The sequence below is a fragment of the Enterobacter sichuanensis genome (genome assembly GCF_009036245.1).
GTDB classification, from domain to species: Bacteria; Pseudomonadota; Gammaproteobacteria; order Enterobacterales; family Enterobacteriaceae; genus Enterobacter; species Enterobacter sichuanensis.
Window position 1 is genome coordinate 3,722,993 of sequence record NZ_CP027986.1, and the last position, 18,267, is coordinate 3,741,259.

Consider the following 18,267-nt stretch of genomic DNA (forward strand, 5'->3'; position numbering starts at 1 on the left):
AAGGCCCGTCTCACGACGGGCCTTTTTTGACGAAAGGTTGCTTATTCGCGGAACAGCGCTTCGATATTCAGACCTTGCCCCTGCAGGATTTCACGCAGACGGCGCAGACCTTCAACCTGAATCTGACGAACACGTTCACGGGTCAGGCCAATTTCACGGCCGACATCTTCCAGTGTCGCAGCTTCATACCCCAGCAAACCGAAACGACGTGCCAGCACTTCACGCTGTTTGGCGTTCAGTTCGAACAGCCATTTGACGATGCTCTGCTTCATGTCATCGTCCTGCGTGGTGTCTTCCGGGCCGTTGTCTTTTTCATCAGCCAGGATGTCCAGCAGCGCTTTTTCGGAGTCGCCACCCAGCGGGGTGTCAACGGAGGTAATGCGCTCGTTGAGACGCAGCATACGGCTTACGTCATCAACCGGTTTATCGAGTTGTTCGGCAATTTCTTCTGCGCTTGGCTCGTGGTCCAGTTTATGGGACAACTCGCGCGCGGTGCGCAGATACACGTTCAACTCTTTGACGATGTGAATCGGCAGGCGGATCGTACGGGTCTGGTTCATAATAGCCCGTTCGATGGTCTGACGAATCCACCAGGTCGCGTAGGTTGAGAAACGGAACCCGCGTTCCGGGTCAAACTTCTCAACTGCGCGGATGAGACCTAAGTTGCCCTCTTCAATCAGATCCAGCAGAGCCAGACCACGATTGCCGTAACGGCGGGCAATTTTCACGACCAGTCGCAGGTTACTTTCAATCATGCGACGACGCGAGGCCACATCACCACGCAAAGCACGACGTGCGAAATAGACTTCTTCTTCGGCCGTTAGCAGTGGGGAGTAACCAATCTCCCCAAGGTAAAGCTGAGTCGCGTCCAGTACACGCTGTGTGGCGCCCTGCGATAACAGCTCTTCTTCAGCCAAATCGTTATCACTGGGTTCCTCTTCTACTAAGGCTTTTTCGTCAAAAGCCTCTACTCCGTTCTCATCAAATTCCGCGTCTTCATTTAAATCATGAACTTTCAGCGTATTCTGACTCATAAGGTGGCTCCTACCCGTGATCCCTGGACGAGACACCCTGGCTGGCATGCCCCGTCAAATTATCGCTGCGGCAAGTACTGCAGCGGGTTTACGGATTTCCCCTTGTAACGAATTTCAAAATGCAAGCGTGTAGAACTGGTTCCGGTGCTACCCATGGTAGCGATTTTTTGCCCCGCCTTAACTTCTTGTTGTTCCCGGACCAGCATTGTGTCGTTATGGGCGTAGGCACTCAGGTAATCATCGTTGTGTTTGATGATGATAAGATTACCGTAACCGCGCAGAGCGTTACCGGCATACACAACGCGTCCGTCTGCGGTCGCGATGATAGCCTGTCCTTTACTCCCTGCGATATCGATCCCTTTATTTCCCCCTTCGGAGGAAGAGAAGTTTTCGATAACCTTGCCGTCAGTTGGCCAGCGCCATGCAGAGATTGGCGAACTGGATGTCATACTGCTGGCAGTCGGTTCAGTAGAGCTAACCACAGGTGCCGTTACCGGTGCTGTGACAACAGTCGCAGTCCCTTTATTATTCGGCAACATTTTGTTAGCAGTCTGATCACCTGAATCCTCAGAATACGTAATTACAGGTTGTGAAGCAACCACCGTGGTGGATTTTTGTGCAGGCTTAACGCTGTTATTTTGCGCGGTCACGTCGGCTGCGGAAACGGTGTTGCCAGGCGTAAGCGGCGTACCCGTTGCGTTGCCAACCTGCAGCGTTTGCCCGACTTCCAGACCGTATGGGGCCTGCACGTTATTGCGCTGGGCGAGGTCACGGAAATCGTTCCCGGTGATCCAGGCTATATAGAACAACGTGTCGCCACGCTTCACGGTATAGGTGCTGCCACCGGTATAACTGCCTTTCGGAATGTTCCCATACTGGCGGTTATAGACTATGCGGCCATTTTGGGTCTGAACAGGTTGTTCAACTGGCTGAACCTGCATTGGCTGTGTAACAGGATTTTGCACAGGCTGAATTTGTGGTGTTTGCTGCGGTGCAGCAGTGCCCATTTTAGGCGGCGGCGTGATTAACATTCCGCTGGACGTGTTACCGGAGCCGCTGTTTCCGCCGACGGAACTGACGGGCGCAGGCGCGTTATTAGAACTTGTGCAACCTGCCAGCCAGAGCGAAACCAGTGATAATGCCGCAACACGGCTGATGGTGAATTTAGGGCTTCCCGCGCTCATTTATCCCCCAGGAATGTGTTAACTACCAGTGACTTAAAATTTACCGTGATGGCACGAATCTTTCGCGCCACACCATACGCTGAATTTGCCTTAATAACCCTGGATAATTCCGAGTCTCAGGCTAACTCCCCCTTTACCAGAGGCACAAAGCGCACGGCTTCCACGGTATCGATAATAAACTCGCCGCCGCGGCGACGAACGCGCTTCAGAAGCTGCTGCTCGTCCCCGACGGGCAGAACAAGAATGCCCCCCTCATCCAGCTGCGACAACAGTGCCACAGGTATTTCAGGTGGGGCCGCCGTCACGATGATAGCGTCAAACGGGGCGCGAGCCTGCCAACCCTGCCATCCATCACCGTGTCGTGTCGAAACATTATGTAAATCAAGTTGTTTCAGGCGGCGACGCGCCTGCCACTGTAAACCTTTAATCCGCTCAACGGAGCAGACATGATGTACCAGATGCGCCAGGATCGCGGTCTGATACCCCGACCCGGTACCGATCTCCAGCACGCGGGAGTTGGGCGTGAGCTCCAGCAGCTCGGTCATGCGCGCCACCATGTAGGGCTGCGAAATCGTCTGGCCTTGTCCGATAGGTAGCGCCACGTTTTCCCACGCTTTGTGTTCAAACGCCTCGTCGACAAATTTCTCACGCGGAACCCGGGCGAGCGCGTCAAGCACGTGCTCGTCGCGGATCCCCTGCGCGCGGAGTTGCTCCAGAAGAGTTTGTACACGTTTGTTTACCATTGCGCGTTCACTCCTGCGCGATCCAGCCAGCCCGACACCACATCATGCGCGCTATACGCGGTTAAATCTACGTGCAACGGCGTCACCGAAACATAGCCTTCATCCACGGCGGCAAAGTCGGTATCCGGGCCCGCATCGCACTTCTCGCCGGGAGGACCAATCCAGTAAAGCGTGTTGCCGCGCGGATCCTGCTGCGGGATCACCTGATCGGCCGGATGCCGGCTTCCGCACCGGGTGACGCGAATGCCTTTAATCTCACTCAGGGGCAGATCAGGCACGTTGATATTGAGGATGCGTCCGGTGCGCAGCGGCTCGCGGCTGAGGGCCCGCAGGATCGAACAGGTCACCACGGCGGCGGTATCGTAATGGGTGTGGCCGTTTAACGAGACCGCCAGCGCCGGAAACCCGAGGTGACGCCCTTCCATCGCAGCCGCCACGGTACCGGAGTAAATCACGTCATCGCCAAGGTTGGGCCCGGCATTAATGCCGGAGACGACAATATCCGGACGCGGCCGCATCAGCGCGTTCACGCCCAGAAAAACGCAGTCGGTTGGCGTGCCCATCTGCACGGCAATATCGCCATTTTCAAAACTAAAGGTGCGAAGCGACGACTCCAGCGTCAGCGAGTTAGACGCTCCACTGCGGTTACGATCGGGAGCCACGACCTGCACATCCGCGAATTCGCGGAGGTGTTTCGCCAGCGTCTGAATGCCTGGCGCGTGGATCCCGTCATCGTTACTCAGCAATATTCGCATAATCACCCGACGTGTTGATAAGTTCCCTGACAACACTGGTGGCAAAGCTACCTGCCGGCAGCCAGAAACGTAACTCGACGGTCACGTCATCCCACCAGTTCCAGCTTAACTGCTGCGGATAAAGCAGCATCGCGCGGCGTGCTGCGTCGACTTTTTCCCGCACCAGCAAGGATTGTAATGCCTGCGCATCCGCAACGGCAGACTGCTCCGCCGCCAGGGCTTCGCCCTGGGTTCCCCAGTCGCCTGTACCGGGCAACGCGGCGGTAATCATCAGCGCTTTGGCGTCCACGCGCGACTGTACATCGGCCATCTCTTCGGCCGTTGCCACAAACCAGCTTCCGCGTCCCGCTAATTGTAGCGCATCGCCAACAACAACTTGATTCGCGTCCGGTTTTTTCAGCCTTTCGCTCACAATCTGATTAAACAACGCACTGCGGGCCGCCGACAACCAAAAACTGCGTTTATTCCTGTCACGAACCGGCGCATCGCTTTGCGCCCAGCGCAATGCGCCCTGCAGGTTACTGCCGCCGATCCCAAAACGCTGCGCGCCAAAGTAGTTCGGCACGCCCTGCGCGCTGATGGCATTCAGGCGTTTCTCCACGTCATCGCGGTCGGTCACTTCACGCAACACCAGCGTAAAGTCATTACCTTTCAACGCCCCCAGACGCAGTTTGCGCTTGTGGCGGGCATATTCCAGTACCTTACAGCCCTCAAGTTCAAATTTGCTTAAATCAGGCATCGCATTGCCGGGCACGCGGGCGCAGAGCCACTGTTCCGTGACGGCGTGTTTATCTTTCTGACCAGCAAAGCTCACTTCGCGGGCATGCATTTTGAGGAATTTTGCCAGAGCGTCGGCCACAAAACGGGTATTGCAGCCATTTTTAAGAATGCGCACCAGGATATGTTCGCCTTCGCCATCCGGCTCAAAGCCCAGATCCTCCACCACGAGGAAGTCTTCAGGGCTGGCTTTCAGCACCCCGTGCCCCTGCGGTTTACCGTGCAGGTAGGTCAGGTTGTCGAAATCTGTCATTTGCTCGCCTTCACCAGCAGCGCCACGGCTTCACAGGCAATGCCTTCACCGCGGCCAGTAAAGCCCAGCTTCTCGGTGGTCGTCGCTTTGACGTTGACGTCGTCCATATGGCAGCCCAGATCTTCAGCAATAAATACGCGCATCTGCGGAATATGCGGCAGCATTTTCGGTGCCTGAGCAATAATCGTGACGTCAACGTTGCCGAGGGTGTAGCCTTTCGCCTGAATGCGGCGCCACGCTTCGCGCAGCAGCTCGCGGCTGTCCGCCCCTTTAAAGGCCGGGTCGGTGTCCGGGAACAGTTTGCCAATATCGCCCAGCGCCGCAGCGCCCAGTAAGGCGTCGGTAAGCGCATGCAGCGCCACGTCGCCATCAGAATGCGCCAGCAGCCCTTTTTCATAAGGAATGCGCACGCCGCCAATGATAATTGGGCCTTCTCCGCCAAAGGCGTGTACATCAAAACCGTGTCCAATTCGCATTATGCCTTCTCCTGATGGGTCGAACGGGTAAGATAGAATTCCGCGAGTTGTAAATCTTCCGGACGTGTCACTTTTATATTATCAGCACGTCCTTCAACCAGCGTTGGGTGGAAACCGCAATACTCCAGCGCCGAGGCCTCGTCCGTAATGGTCGCCCCTTCATTCAGCGCTCGCGTTAAGCAGTCATGGAGTAATTCGCGGGGGAAAAATTGTGGCGTCAGCGCGTGCCATAAATCGACGCGCTCAACGGTGTGGGCGATAGCCGCTTTGCCCGGCTCGGCACGCTTCATGGTGTCACGCACAGGGGCAGCCAGAATGCCACCCACCCGACTGGTTTCACTCAACGCCAGCAGGCGAGCGAGATCGTCCTGATGCAGACACGGACGCGCCGCGTCATGCACCAGCACCCATGGCGCGTTTCCGGCAGCCTGAATGCCTGCCAGCACGGAATCGGCGCGCTCGGCACCGCCATCGACAACGGTAATCTGTGGGTGGTTGGCCAGCGGTAACTGCGCGAAGCGTGCATCGCCCGGGCTGATGGCGATGATCACCCGCGTCACCCGTGGGTGTGCCAGCAGCGCCGCCACAGCGTGCTCGAGGATCGTTTTATCGCCAATAGAGAGGTATTGCTTGGGACATTCTGTCTGCATGCGCCGGCCAAAACCTGCGGCCGGCACCACGGCGCATACGTCCGAAAAAGTTACTGCCATGTCGTAATCCTGGGCCTGATTATCGATTGTTTTGTGCTGAGCCCTGATTGCGTTTAGACGCATCCGGAACCAGACGATAAAAGGTTTCGCCCGGCTTAGTCATACTGAGTTCATTGCGTGCGCGTTCTTCAATCGCCTCTTGCCCGCCATTGAGGTCATCAATTTCGGCGAAGAGTTGATCGTTTCGCGCCTTAAGTTTGGCGTTTGTTGCCTGCTGAGCCGCGACGTCATCACTCACCCGGCTATAGTCGTGCAGTCCGTTCTTACCGAACCACAGCGAATATTGCAGCCAGATTAGCAAAGCCAGCAACAGCAGCGTTAGTTTACCCATCCTGCCCCCTGAAAAACGGCATCCTCATCCCAAGACTTCCCCAGAGCACAACGCCGGGGTAACAGAGATGCCGCAACATCGCGGGCAAATGTACCACATTTTTTCCGCAGAATCGTCCTGCACAATATCGCCACACAGTTGGTTACGGTTTGAATTATGGCTGAAGTTAGCCCATGAGCCACAAAAATAACAGGCCAAACATCAGAACCACCGTCACAATCGTGATCGCGGTACTGTACAGGAGGCGGCCATTGAGCAGCGAGTGCAGCGCAATGCCGACAACCACCGCCACGGGCATTAACGCCAGGAAGAAAGGCCAGGTGTAGAGAAAGAAGAACAGCGTGTTACCGCCATAGATGAGAAACGGAATGCCAAGCGCCAGCAACCATGAGACGAAGCCAATGATGGCCCCAGGAAATGACCAGGTCGTCTCGTCGTCGGTCGCAAGCGGCTCCGACCCGGTGGTGATGATGTAATTTTCACTGTTGCGCATAGCTAATCCTGTGACCGTGACTCATCGTTCGGGAAGACAGCTCCCGAACGATACCGTCTCAGGATCTGATAATATCGTCCCGTCTGAGCAGGTCTAATAATTGGCTTACTAAATTTGTTACCAATTGTTGACCTTCCAGGTGAATCTCAGGCGATTCAGGCGCTTCGTAGACCGCGTCAATGCCGGTGAAGTTGCGCAGTTCACCGGCACGGGCTTTTTTGTACAGCCCTTTCGGATCGCGCGCTTCGCAAACCTCCAGCGGGGTGTCGACAAACACTTCGATAAAGCGTTCCTGACCCACACGTTCGCGCACCATCTGGCGCTCGGCGCGGTGCGGTGAGATAAACGCCGTCAGCACCACCAGCCCGGCGTCCGCCATCAGGCTGGCGACCTCCCCGACCCGGCGGATGTTCTCTTTACGATCGTCATCGCTGAACCCCAAATCGCTGCACAGGCCGTGACGCACGTTGTCGCCATCCAGCAGGTAGGTGCTTACTCCCTGCTGATGCAACGCCTCTTCCAGCGCCCCGGCGACTGTGGATTTACCGGAGCCAGAGAGCCCGGTAAACCACAGCACAACCCCACGGTGGCCGTGGAGCTGTTCGCGCTGGGCGACGGTGACCGGATGAGGATGCCAGACGACGTTCTCATCATGAGCGGCCATTACTTACCTCCCAGCAGATCGCGTGCGCCCCAGTGCGGGAAGTGCTTACGCACCAGTGCGTTCAGTTCCAGCTCAAAGGCGCTGAATTCCGAGGCCACGCTCGCCTGCTCGTTTGGCTCGCGCACCATACCCGCGCCGACGGTAACGTTCGTCAAGCGGTCGATAAAGATCAGCCCGCCCGTCACCGGGTTCTGCTGATACGGATCCAGCACCAGCGGTTCGTCGAAGGTCAGATCGACCAGACCAATGCCGTTCAGCGGCAGCTCGGTGACCTCGCGCTGGGTCAGGTTGTTGATGTCCACCTGGAACTGAATGCCGTCCACGCGGGCACGGGTTTTCTTGCCGGCAATTTTGATGTCATAGCTCTGACCCGCGGTCAGCGGCTGCTCCGCCATCCATACCACGTCCACGGAAGCACCCTGCACGGCCGCCAGCGTTTCCTGGGCATCCACCAGCAGGTCTCCACGACTGATATCAATCTCGTCTTTCAGCACCAGCGTTACCGCTTCACCAGCACCCGCTTCCTGCAGGTCACCGTCAAAGGTAACGATACGGGCAATGGTTGATTCCACACCGGATGGCAGCACCTTGACGCGTTGCCCCACCTTCACGACACCCGAAGCGAGGGTACCGGAGAACCCGCGGAAATCGAGGTTCGGACGGTTGACGTACTGCACCGGGAAGCGCATCGGCTGGGTGTCGACCACGCGCTGGATCTCAACGGTCTCCAGCACTTCCAGCAACGTCGGGCCGCTGTACCACGGCATGTTCGCGCTCTGGGAGGCGACATTGTCCCCTTCCAGCGCCGAGAGCGGCACAAAGCGAATGTCGAGGTTGCCCGGCAGCTGTTCAGCAAAGGTCAGGTAGCTCTGGCGGATCGCGTCGAACGTCTCTTCGCTGAAGCTCACCAGATCCATCTTATTGATGGCCACCACCAGGTGTTTGATCCCCAGCAGCGTGGAGATAAAGCTGTGGCGACGGGTCTGATCCAGCACGCCTTTACGGGCGTCGATCAGCAGGATCGCCAGGTCACAGGTCGACGCACCGGTCGCCATATTGCGGGTGTACTGCTCGTGCCCTGGGGTGTCGGCGATAATAAATTTGCGCTTCTCGGTGGAGAAATAACGATAGGCCACGTCGATGGTGATGCCCTGCTCGCGTTCCGCCTGCAGGCCATCCACCAGCAGCGCCAGGTCGAGTTTTTCGCCCTGGGTACCGTGACGCTTACTGTCGTTATGCAGGGAAGAGAGCTGATCTTCATAAATCTGGCGCGTATCGTGCAGCAGGCGGCCAATAAGGGTACTTTTCCCGTCATCCACGCTGCCGCAGGTCAGAAAACGCAGCAGGCTTTTATGTTGTTGCGCGTGCAGATACGCTTCCACGCCGCCTTCTTTGGCAATTTGTTGAGCAATAGTGGTGTTCATGGCGGCTCCTTAGAAATAACCCTGACGTTTCTTCAGCTCCATCGAGCCTGCCTGGTCGCGGTCGATCACGCGCCCCTGTCGCTCGCTGGTGGTCGACACCAGCATCTCTTCGATGATCTCCGGCAGCGTCTGCGCGCTGGATTCCACCGCGCCGGTCAGCGGCCAGCAACCCAGGGTACGGAAACGCACCATCTGTTTTTTGATCACTTCCCCCGGCTGCAGGTCGATACGATCGTCGTCGATCATCATCAGCATGCCGTCGCGCTCCAGCACCGGGCGTTCAGCCGCCAGATACAGCGGAACGATCTCGATATTTTCCAGATAGATGTACTGCCAGATATCCAGCTCGGTCCAGTTGGAGAGCGGGAAGACGCGAATGCTTTCGCCTTTGTTGATCTGACCGTTGTAGTTGTGCCACAACTCCGGACGCTGGTTTTTAGGGTCCCAGCGGTGGAAGCGGTCGCGGAAGGAGTAGATGCGCTCTTTGGCGCGGGATTTCTCTTCGTCACGGCGCGCGCCGCCGAAGGCCGCATCAAAACCGTATTTATTCAGCGCCTGCTTCAGCCCCTCGGTTTTCATGATATCGGTGTGTTTGGCGCTGCCGTGCACGAACGGGTTAATGCCCATCGCCACCCCTTCCGGGTTTTTATGCACCAGCAGCTCACAGCCGTAGGCTTTCGCGGTACGGTCGCGGAACTCATACATCTCGCGGAATTTCCAGCCAGTATCCACGTGCAGGAGCGGGAACGGCAGCGTACCCGGATAAAACGCTTTACGCGCCAGATGCAGCATGACGCTGGAATCTTTACCGATGGAGTACATCATCACCGGGTTAGAAAACTCGGCGGCCACTTCGCGGATAATATGGATACTTTCCGCTTCAAGCTGTCGCAGATGAGTAAGACGTTTTTGGTCCATAACCGTTCCTTAAGCCAAATTTATGACAGAAGCGCCGAAGCCTTCTGTGTCGGTTGTGTGCTGAAACCAGGCGAGCGTGCTGTGCAGTTGCACCACTTCCCCAACCACGATCAGGGCGGGCATCGGGGCGTCTTTCGCCAGGGTTGCAAGTTCCTGAAGTGTGCCGACAGCAACGTGCTGATCGACGCGCGTACCGCGGGAAATCACGGCGACTGGCGTCGTCGCCTCACGGCCGTGCTGAATAAGCTGTTCGCTGATGTCCGCCGCCTTCATGGTGCCCATGTAAATAGCCAGCGTCTGTCGGCTCTGGGCGAGGTGCGACCAGTCAAACGGCGTGCTGTCCGCCTTGTAGTGGCCGGTCACAAAGGTCACGCTCTGGGCGTAATCGCGATGCGTGAGCGGAATACCGGCGTAGGCCGTTACCGCAGAGGCCGCCGTGATGCCTGGCACCACCTGGAACGGCACGCCCGCTTCGGCTGCCGCCTGCAGCTCTTCACCGCCGCGACCAAAAATAAACGGATCGCCGCCTTTCAGGCGCACCACGGTTTTGCCCGCTCTGGCGGCCGCAATCAGCATCTGGTTGGTGTCATGCTGGGGGACAGAGTGCTCGCCTGCCCGTTTGCCGACGCAGATTTGCTCCGCATCACGACGGATCAGTTCGCGCACGCCGTCGGTGACCAGATGGTCATAGAACACCACGTCCGCATCCTGCAGTACCTGCAGGCCACGCAGCGTCAGGAGTCCGGCATCACCTGGCCCGGCCCCCACCAGAATGATTTCCCCGCCCGTGCTGCCGGGGTTATCCAGTTCGTCTTCAAGAATTTTTTGTGCCGCCGTCTCATTACCGGCATGCATCAGGCTGGCAAAGCGGCCGCGAAACACGCGCTCCCAGAAGCGACGGCGTTCCGTCACGCTGGTCAGGCGGGTTTTCAGATGGTTGCGCCAGTAGCTGGCTTTCTCCGCCATTCGTCCAAGGCTGGTTGGCAGCAGCGCTTCGATTTTTTCACGCAGCACGCGCGCCAGCACCGGTGCGGTGCCGCCGGAAGAGATAGCCACCAGCAGCGGCGATCGGTCGACGATTGAGGGAAAGATAAACGAGCATAAAGGCTGGTCGTCGACCACGTTCACCAGGCGGTAACGCGCCTGCGCGGCCTCGGAGATCCGCCGGTTGAGTTCGCGATTTTCCGTTGCCGCAATCACCAGCACCACGCTGTCGATCTGTGATTCGTCAAAATCTGCCTCTGCGACGGTCTGCACCTGCGCGCCCGCACGCTGCAGAAACGCGATTTTGCGATCGGCAATATCACCGGTACCAACAACCAGCACCGGTTTCTCTTTAATCGCGGCAAATAAGGGCAGATAGTCCACAAGCAACAACTCACTAACAACAAGGAATAGAGGGACTATAGGGGGCGGCTTAGACCGAATGAAATTACGAATTGGAATGAGTAGTTACTCAATGGAATAACGCAATGAAAAAGCAAATATCAAAAAGTGCTTAACACGCGAAATTTCGGGCATTTAAGAGCAATTCAAATTGTGTATGGGCGATCACAGTTTCATACTAGGCGGGTTAAAATTTTGCTCTGTTTTTTAAGGACTCCCTATGTTTTCCGCAACGCGCCACCGTATCGCTGCCCTGGCGCTCGGCGTTTGCTTTATCCTTCCGGCTCAGGCAAAAAATCAACCGTATGGTGAAATCGCCAATATGCAGGCGCGGCATATTGCTACCGTCTTTCCCGGACGCATGACCGGCTCTCCGGCGGAAATGCTCTCCGCCGACTATATTCGTCAGCAGTTTGCCGATATGGGTTACCAGAGCGATATCCGTTCGTTTCACAGCCGCTACGTTTATACCTCCAGAAATAAAACCAAAAACTGGCATAACGTGACCGGCAGTACGGTTATCGCGGCGCATGAAGGTCGCGCGGCTGAGCAGATCATTATTATGGCGCACCTTGATACCTACGCCCCGCTGAGTGACGCGGATTCGGATAACAACCTCGGTGGGCTGACGCTGCAGGGCATGGACGATAACGCCGCAGGCCTGGGCGTGATGCTTGAACTGGCCGAGCGGATGAAAGACATCCCGACAAAATATGGGATTCGCTTTGTGGCGACCAGCGGCGAAGAGGAAGGCAAGCTTGGCGCTGAGAATCTCCTTAAGCGCATGAGTGCAGAAGAGAAGAAAAATACGCTGCTGGTGATTAACCTCGATAATTTAATCGTCGGCGATAAGCTCTATTTCAATAGCGGACAGAGTACGCCAGGTACCGTGCGGAAACTGACCCGTGACCGGGCGCTGGCGATTGCCCGCAGCCATGGCGTTTATGCCACGACCAATCCTGGCGGGAACGCCAGCTATCCGCGAGGAACGGGCTGCTGTAACGACGGCGAAGTGTTCGATAAGGCCGGCATTCCGGTACTGTATGTGGAAGCGACAAACTGGTCGCTGGGCAAGAAAGATGGCTATCAGCAGCGGACTAAATCGAAAGCCTTCCCGGACGGGACAAGCTGGCATAACGTGATGCTGGATAATCAGCAGCACATTGATAGCGCCCTGCCGCAGCGCATAGAGCACCGCAGCCGGGATGTGGTGAAAGTGATGCTGCCGCTGGTGAAGGAGCTGGCGAAAGCGGGGAAAACCTGAGGTTTTTGAACGCCGTGCGGCCTGATGCCCTCACCCCAACCCTCTCCCACAGGGAGAGGGAGTCAATGAAATTACCCTTCGTGCAGCCCGCACTCGCGCTTCAGACCAAAGAATCGCGTCTCTTCTTCCGCCATTCCTGGTTCCCATTTGCGCGTGGTGTGGGTATCTCCCACTGACAGGTAGCCCTGATCCCACAGCGGATGGTACTTCAGCCCGTGTTTTTGCAGGTACTGGTACACCGTCCGGTTATCCCAGTCGATGATCGGCAGCACTTTAAACACCCCGCGCTGAACCGCCAGCACCGGCAGCGTGGCGCGGCTGCCGGACTGCTCACGGCGCAGCCCCGCAAACCACGTCTGCGCGTTCAGCTCTTTCAGCGCCCGGTTCATCGGCTCAACCTTGTTGATCTCATTGTATTTCTCAATGCCCTCAACGCCCTGCTCCCACAGCTTGCCGTAGCGCGCCTCCTGCCAGGCCGCGCTTTCAGCCGCGCGGTAGACTTTCAGGTTCAGCCTGAGCTTGTCCGTCAGCTCGTCAATAAACTGGTAGGTTTCCGGGAACAGGTAGCCGGTATCGGTGAGGATCACCGGAATGTCCGGGCGGATCTGATTCACCAGATGCAAACTAACCGCCGCCTGAATACCAAAGCTCGACGACAGCACATAGTCTCCCGGCAGGTTTTCCAGCGCCCACTCCACACGCCCTTCGGCGTCGAGCTTCTCCAGCTGAGCGTTGGTTTCAGCGAGTGCCAGAATGCGTTCGACTTTTGGCAATGCGTTAAGCGCGTTTAGATCGAGTACGGACATAAGAACCTCGTTTGCCTGTTTTGCCGGGCGGCACTGCGTTTGCCCGGCCTACAAAACCCGTAGGCCCGGTAAGCGAAGCGCCACCGGGCAAAGGATGGGTTACTCCCAGAAATCCCTGGCGGGATCGAGCACCGGGCGAATGATGCCCGCACGCACCGTAAAGTCGCCGAAGCCTTCACCCGCTTCGCGCTCTTTCGCCCAGCGCCCGACAAGCTCGTCGATGGAATCAAGAATTTCCGGCTCGGTGATGTTCTCGCGGAACATACGCGGAATACGCGTGCCGATACGGTTACCGCCCAGGTGCAGGTTGTAGCGCCCCGGCGCTTTCCCCACCAGGCCCAGCTCGGCGAGCATCGCACGACCGCAGCCATTCGGGCAGCCGGTGACGCGCATAACTATATGCTCGTCCGGAATGCCGTGTTTTTCCAGAATCGCTTCCACTTTGTCAGTGAAGGACGGCAGGAAACGCTCCGCTTCAGCCATCGCCAGCGGGCAGGTCGGGAATGACACGCAGGCCATCGAGTTTTCACGCTGCGGCTTCACCGCATCCATCAAGGCGTGTTCGCGCGCCAGCTTCTCGATCTTCGCTTTCTGGCTTTCCGGCACGCCGGCAATGATCAGGTTCTGGTTAGCCGTAATGCGGAACTCACCTTTATGGATCTTCGCGATTTCCAGCAGACCGGTTTTCAGCGGACGCCCCGGATAGTCCAGGATACGGCCGTTTTCGATAAACAGCGTCAGATGCCATTTATTGTCGATGCCTTTAACCCAGCCAATACGATCGCCGCGGCTGGTGAATTCGTAAGGGCGAATCGGCTCAAATTTGATGCCCGCACGACGCTCCACTTCCGCTTTGAACGTCTCCACGCCCACGCGCTCCAGGGTATATTTGGTTTTCGCGTTTTTACGGTCGGTACGGTTACCCCAGTCGCGCTGGGTTGTGACCACCGCTTCCGCCACGGCCAGCGTATGCTCGAGCGGCAGGAAGCCGAACTCGCTCGCAGTGCGGGCGTAGGTTTTCTTGTTACCGTGTTCGATGGACAGACCGCCACCCACCAGCAGGTTAAAGCCCACCAGCTTGCCGTTTTCGGCAATCGCCACGAAGTTCATGTCGTTGGCGTGCAGATCAATATCGTTCTGCGGCGGGATCACTACCGTGGTTTTGAACTTACGCGGCAGGTAAGTCTGGCCGAGGATCGGCTCTTCGTCCGTGGTCGCGACTTTTTCCTGATCGAGCCAGATCTCTGCATACGCGCGGGTACGCGGCAGCAGGTGCTCGGAGATTTTCTTCGCCCACTCGTACGCTTCGGCATGCAGCTCGGACTCATACGGGTTAGAGGTGCAGAGCACGTTACGGTTCATGTCGTTAGCGGTCGCCAGCGCGTCCAGCCCGACGGAGTGCAGCATCTGGTGCACCGGCTTCACGTTCTTCTTCAGAATGCCGTGGAACTGGAAGGTCTGACGGTTGGTCAGACGGATGCTGCCGTAGATCGTGTTTTCACCGGCAAACTTGTCGATGGCCTGCCACTGTTTGGTGGTGATTACCCCACCCGGCAGACGGCAGCGCAGCAGCATCGCATGACGCGGCTCCAGCTTCTGTTCCGCACGTTCGGCACGAATATCACGGTCATCCTGCTGGTACATGCCGTGGAAACGGATCAGCAGGAAGTTGTCGCCTTTGAAACCGCCGGTGAGACCGTCATTCAGATCTTCAGCAATGGTGCCGCGCAGGTAGTTGCTTTCCAGCTTCATGCGCTCGGCGTCTGTCAGTTTACCTTCGACCACCAGTGGCCCTGGATGTTTTTCGCTCATTAGTAGACATCTCGCTGATAACGGCGCTCAACGCGCAGCTCACTTAAAAATTCATCCGCCGCTTCGGCATCCATACCGCCGAATTCGGCAATCACTTCCAGCAATGTCTGCTCAACGTCTTTCGCCATGCGATTGGCATCGCCGCAGACATAAATGTGGGCACCGTCATTGATCCAGCGCCACAGCTCTGCGCCCTGTTCGCGCAGTTTATCTTGTACGTATACTTTTTCTTTCTGATCGCGAGACCAGGCCAGATCGATGCGGGTCAGTACGCCTTCTTTGACATAGCGCTGCCACTCCACCTGGTAGAGGAAATCTTCCGTAAAGTGCGGGTTACCGAAGAACAGCCAGTTTTTACCCGGCGCACCGTCTGCCGCACGCTGCTGCATAAAGGCGCGGAACGGTGCGATACCGGTGCCCGGGCCAATCATGATGACCGGCGTTTCCGGGTTCGCCGGCAGGCGGAAGTTGTCGTTGTGCTCGATAAAGACGCGCACTTCGCCCTCTTCTTCTACGCGGTCAGCCAGGAAGCCCGATGCTCCACCCGTACGGGCGCGGCCTTCGATGTCATAGCGCACTACGCCCACGGTGATATGCACTTCGCTCTCCACCTCGGCCTGAGACGAGGCAATGGAGTACAGGCGTGGGGTCAGCGGACGCAGCAGGCCGACCAGCGCACCGGCATCCAGCTGCGCCGGAGAGAAGCGCACCATATCGACAATCGGCGTCGTCGCCGCGTAATGCTGCAGCTTCGCTTTGTCGCCCACCAGCGGCAGCAGGGATTCACTGCGGGTTAAGGTGGCGTAATTTTCGACGATGTTCGGCGTGTTGACCGTCAGCTCGAAATGCCATTGCAATGCTTCAGAGAGGGGCAGCGTTTTGCCTTCCACGGTGACCGGCTCGTCGCCTTTCAACCACAGCAGCTCAACCAGCTCTTTCACCAGCGCCGGATCGTTCTGATACCAGACCCCCAGCGCATCGCCAGGCTGGTAGCGCAGGCCAGAGTCACCGAGATCGATTTCGATATGGCGCACGTCTTTTTCAGAATCGCGGCCGGTAATTTTCTGGTTCACCGACAGGCTCGCGGTCAGCGGCGCCTCTTTGGTGTAGGGACTGGTGTGGATGTCGTTGACCGCCCCCGTCGCGGCGAACGCCGCCTGCGCCGACGTCGCTTTTGGCACGCGGGCTTTCAGCACCTCAACGATACGGGCACGCCATTCCGCTGCGGCGGTCTGGTATTCGACATCTGCGTCAACGCGGTCCAGCAGGCGCTCCGCGCCGAGCTCCGCCAGCTTACTGTCGAAATCTTTCCCGGACTGGCAGAAGAATTCATAGGAGGTATCGCCCAGGCCAAATACGGCAAACGCCGTGCCATCCAGTTTTGGGGCTTTTTTCGAGAACAGGAACTTATGCAGCGCCACCGCTTCTTCAGCGGGTTCACCTTCACCCTGGGTAGAGGCGACAACCACCAGCAGTTTTTCCGACGCGATTTGCTTAAATTTATAATCCCCGGCGTTGACCAGGTTCACGTTCAGTTTGGCGGCCAGCAGGTCGTCACGCAGTGCTTCAGCCACGCGGCGGGCATTGCCTGTTTGCGAAGCGGAAATCAGGGTAATGGCCGGAATTTCAACGGCCGTTGCCGGTGCCCCCGCCACAGCGCCAGGCTGCTGATTGAGCATTCCCCAGAAATAACCGGAGACCCAGGCAAGCTGAGTGGGAGAAAAGTCAGAGGTGGCAGCCTGAAGACGCGCCAGTTGCTCCGGGTTCAGGGGAAGCAAATTTGAAGGTGGGGCCTGTGTTGTCATGCGTCGTTATGTTCCAGTAGCAAAGCGGAATTTATGCAAAAAGACCAAACTAGAGATAAGGTTAACGGCGAGGATAATAACAATTAAAGAAGGGATGGAAATAATAAATAACCAAATGGACTAACCTGTTTTAGTTATCATTCTTAGCGATAAAACCGATTAAGTAACTTTTTGAAATTGTTAAATAAAAACCATATAAAACCGCTGTTAATGCAAGCTCAGGCTTCAGAGCCGTTTTAGTTAATGCGAAAAATTGTGCTTTCCGGTACTATGCGGCGGTTTTTTCCGCATTACTGAGAGCGATCATGTCCACCACACTGTTTAAAGATTTCACCTTCGAAGCTGCCCACCACCTCCCGCATGTTCCTGCAGGACACAAATGCGGCCGACTGCACGGGCATTCGTTTATGGTGCGTCTTGAGATCACCGGTGAAGTTGATCCGCATACCGGTTGGATCATGGATTTTGCCGAGCTGAAGGCTGCATTCAAACCGACTTACGATCGTCTGGATCACTACTACCTGAACGATATCCCGGGTCTTGAAAACCCGACCAGCGAAGTGCTGGCGAAATGGATTTGGGATCAGATGAAACCGCTGGTTCCGCTGCTGAGCGCGGTGATGATCAAAGAGACCTGTACGGCAGGCTGCGTGTATCGCGGCGAGTGATGCTTGCCGGGTGGCGGCTTCGCCTTACCCGGCCTACAAAAGCCTCGAAACCCAGGCCCGGAAAGCGCTAACGCCACCGGGCTTTTTTTCAGGCGATATTCAGATATTTGTGCGTCTGCATCGACAGGCGCCAGTTGCGCGCAATGCAGGTTTCAATGCACAGGCGCGTCGCGTCCTCTTTCTGGCTGATAGGCTGCAGGGCAATCACCCGCTGCTTTTCGTCCGTCAGCGTCGCCAGCAGTTCATCCAGCGCTTCGATATCACGCACGCGTCCCACCGGATGCTTAATCTCATCCGCGCGCTCCAGCGCCTGAGACAGCACATCGTATCCGCCGCGCATATTCACTTTCGGCGAGACCGTCACCCAGGTGGTATGCGAGCAACGCACTTCATGGGTGCCGCTGGTTTCAATCTGGCAGCTGTAGCCGTTCTTTTCGAGCAGCTCGGTCAGTGGGGTCAGATCGTGAATGCAGGGTTCGCCGCCGGTGATCACCACGTGGCGCGCTGTCCAGCCCTGACGACCAATGATGGCCAGCAGATCTTCTGAACTGCCCGCGCCCCACTTATCGCTCTCTTTGGTTTTCGCCAGAATGCTAAACAGCGACACTTCCCGATCAGCGAGCTTATCCCACGTATGTTTGGTATCACACCAGGCACAGCCAACCGGGCATCCCTGTAAACGGATAAAGATAGCGGGAACGCCGGTAAAGTAACCCTCGCCTTGCAGGGTCTGGAACATCTCGTTAATCGGGTACTGCATAGTC

19 protein-coding genes are annotated in these 18,267 nt (G+C 57.0%); 2 read left to right on the forward strand and 17 right to left on the reverse strand.

Features of this window, described 5'->3' with window-relative positions; translation table 11 throughout:
* Positions 1-41: 41 nt before the first annotated feature.
* The 13 genes from rpoS to cysG form a co-directional block, all read right to left on the reverse strand.
* Complete coding sequence (gene rpoS / locus C1N69_RS18005; protein WP_008499600.1) at positions 42-1,034, reverse strand: RNA polymerase sigma factor RpoS; 993 nt, start codon at positions 1,032-1,034, stop codon at positions 42-44.
* Positions 1,035-1,093: 59 nt separating this feature from the next.
* A complete protein-coding gene (gene nlpD, locus C1N69_RS18010; protein ID WP_155031642.1) occupies positions 1,094-2,218 on the reverse strand; it encodes a murein hydrolase activator NlpD in 1,125 nt (374 codons plus the stop codon).
* Between the two features lie 116 nt (positions 2,219-2,334).
* Positions 2,335-2,961, reverse strand: coding sequence for a protein-L-isoaspartate(D-aspartate) O-methyltransferase (locus C1N69_RS18015; RefSeq protein ID WP_025757075.1), 627 nt, complete (start codon positions 2,959-2,961; stop codon positions 2,335-2,337).
* Positions 2,955-3,716: a 5'/3'-nucleotidase SurE gene (gene surE, locus C1N69_RS18020; protein WP_025757074.1), complete on the reverse strand. Its 762-nt coding sequence runs from the start codon at positions 3,714-3,716 to the stop codon at positions 2,955-2,957. Before surE ends, C1N69_RS18015 begins: the two co-directional genes overlap by 7 nt.
* Positions 3,697-4,746 (reverse strand): tRNA pseudouridine(13) synthase TruD, encoded by a 1,050-nt coding sequence (truD, locus tag C1N69_RS18025; RefSeq protein WP_155031643.1) that lies wholly within the window; start codon positions 4,744-4,746, stop codon positions 3,697-3,699. The genes surE and truD overlap by 20 nt, the downstream gene beginning before the upstream one ends.
* The gene (gene ispF, locus C1N69_RS18030) at positions 4,743-5,222 is read right to left on the reverse strand and encodes a 2-C-methyl-D-erythritol 2,4-cyclodiphosphate synthase (RefSeq protein ID WP_008499607.1); all 480 of its coding nucleotides are present in this window, start codon (positions 5,220-5,222) and stop codon (positions 4,743-4,745) included. Before ispF ends, truD begins: the two co-directional genes overlap by 4 nt.
* On the reverse strand, positions 5,222-5,932 hold the full coding sequence (gene ispD, locus C1N69_RS18035) for a 2-C-methyl-D-erythritol 4-phosphate cytidylyltransferase (protein WP_025757072.1): 711 nt from the start codon (positions 5,930-5,932) through the stop codon (positions 5,222-5,224). Before ispD ends, ispF begins: the two co-directional genes overlap by 1 nt.
* A gap of 19 nt (positions 5,933-5,951) precedes the next feature.
* Positions 5,952-6,263, reverse strand: a complete 312-nt coding sequence (ftsB, locus tag C1N69_RS18040) for a cell division protein FtsB (RefSeq protein WP_008499609.1) — start codon at positions 6,261-6,263, stop codon at positions 5,952-5,954.
* A 166-nt stretch (positions 6,264-6,429) separates the two neighbouring features.
* On the reverse strand, positions 6,430-6,756 hold the full coding sequence (locus C1N69_RS18045; RefSeq protein ID WP_045286500.1) for a DUF3561 family protein: 327 nt from the start codon (positions 6,754-6,756) through the stop codon (positions 6,430-6,432).
* A gap of 58 nt (positions 6,757-6,814) precedes the next feature.
* On the reverse strand, positions 6,815-7,420 hold the full coding sequence (gene cysC / locus C1N69_RS18050) for an adenylyl-sulfate kinase (protein ID WP_094918893.1): 606 nt from the start codon (positions 7,418-7,420) through the stop codon (positions 6,815-6,817).
* Positions 7,420-8,844, reverse strand: a complete 1,425-nt coding sequence (gene cysN / locus C1N69_RS18055) for a sulfate adenylyltransferase subunit CysN (RefSeq protein ID WP_025757070.1) — start codon at positions 8,842-8,844, stop codon at positions 7,420-7,422. The genes cysC and cysN overlap by 1 nt, the downstream gene beginning before the upstream one ends.
* 9 nt (positions 8,845-8,853) lie before the next feature.
* Entirely contained in the window at positions 8,854-9,762 is a 909-nt protein-coding gene (cysD, locus tag C1N69_RS18060; RefSeq protein WP_006811770.1) for a sulfate adenylyltransferase subunit CysD, read from the reverse strand.
* Between the two features lie 9 nt (positions 9,763-9,771).
* On the reverse strand, positions 9,772-11,130 hold the full coding sequence (gene cysG, locus C1N69_RS18065) for a siroheme synthase CysG (protein WP_095441262.1): 1,359 nt from the start codon (positions 11,128-11,130) through the stop codon (positions 9,772-9,774).
* 238 nt (positions 11,131-11,368) lie between these two features.
* On the opposite strand from cysG, the gene C1N69_RS18070 reads away from it, so the two are divergent.
* The gene (locus C1N69_RS18070; protein ID WP_155031644.1) at positions 11,369-12,412 is read left to right on the forward strand and encodes an aminopeptidase; all 1,044 of its coding nucleotides are present in this window, start codon (positions 11,369-11,371) and stop codon (positions 12,410-12,412) included.
* Positions 12,413-12,483: 71 nt separating this feature from the next.
* On the opposite strand, the gene cysH is transcribed toward C1N69_RS18070, so the two are convergent.
* From cysH to cysJ, 3 genes are all read right to left on the reverse strand, one after another.
* Positions 12,484-13,218 carry a phosphoadenosine phosphosulfate reductase gene (gene cysH, locus C1N69_RS18075; RefSeq protein ID WP_155031645.1) on the reverse strand — a complete coding sequence of 245 codons (735 nt, stop codon included), beginning with the start codon at positions 13,216-13,218 and terminating at the stop codon, positions 12,484-12,486.
* A gap of 99 nt (positions 13,219-13,317) precedes the next feature.
* On the reverse strand, positions 13,318-15,030 hold the full coding sequence (cysI, locus tag C1N69_RS18080; protein WP_059384993.1) for an assimilatory sulfite reductase (NADPH) hemoprotein subunit: 1,713 nt from the start codon (positions 15,028-15,030) through the stop codon (positions 13,318-13,320).
* Positions 15,030-16,835 (reverse strand): NADPH-dependent assimilatory sulfite reductase flavoprotein subunit, encoded by a 1,806-nt coding sequence (gene cysJ, locus C1N69_RS18085; RefSeq protein WP_059384992.1) that lies wholly within the window; start codon positions 16,833-16,835, stop codon positions 15,030-15,032. The genes cysI and cysJ overlap by 1 nt, the downstream gene beginning before the upstream one ends.
* Positions 16,836-17,140: 305 nt before the next feature.
* On the opposite strand from cysJ, the gene queD reads away from it, so the two are divergent.
* The gene (queD, locus tag C1N69_RS18090; protein ID WP_003862700.1) at positions 17,141-17,503 is read left to right on the forward strand and encodes a 6-carboxytetrahydropterin synthase QueD; all 363 of its coding nucleotides are present in this window, start codon (positions 17,141-17,143) and stop codon (positions 17,501-17,503) included.
* An 88-nt stretch (positions 17,504-17,591) separates the two neighbouring features.
* Here queD and queE read toward each other — a convergent pair whose 3' ends face one another.
* Positions 17,592-18,263 carry a 7-carboxy-7-deazaguanine synthase QueE gene (gene queE, locus C1N69_RS18095; RefSeq protein WP_023309006.1) on the reverse strand — a complete coding sequence of 224 codons (672 nt, stop codon included), beginning with the start codon at positions 18,261-18,263 and terminating at the stop codon, positions 17,592-17,594.
* Positions 18,264-18,267 lie beyond the last annotated feature (4 nt).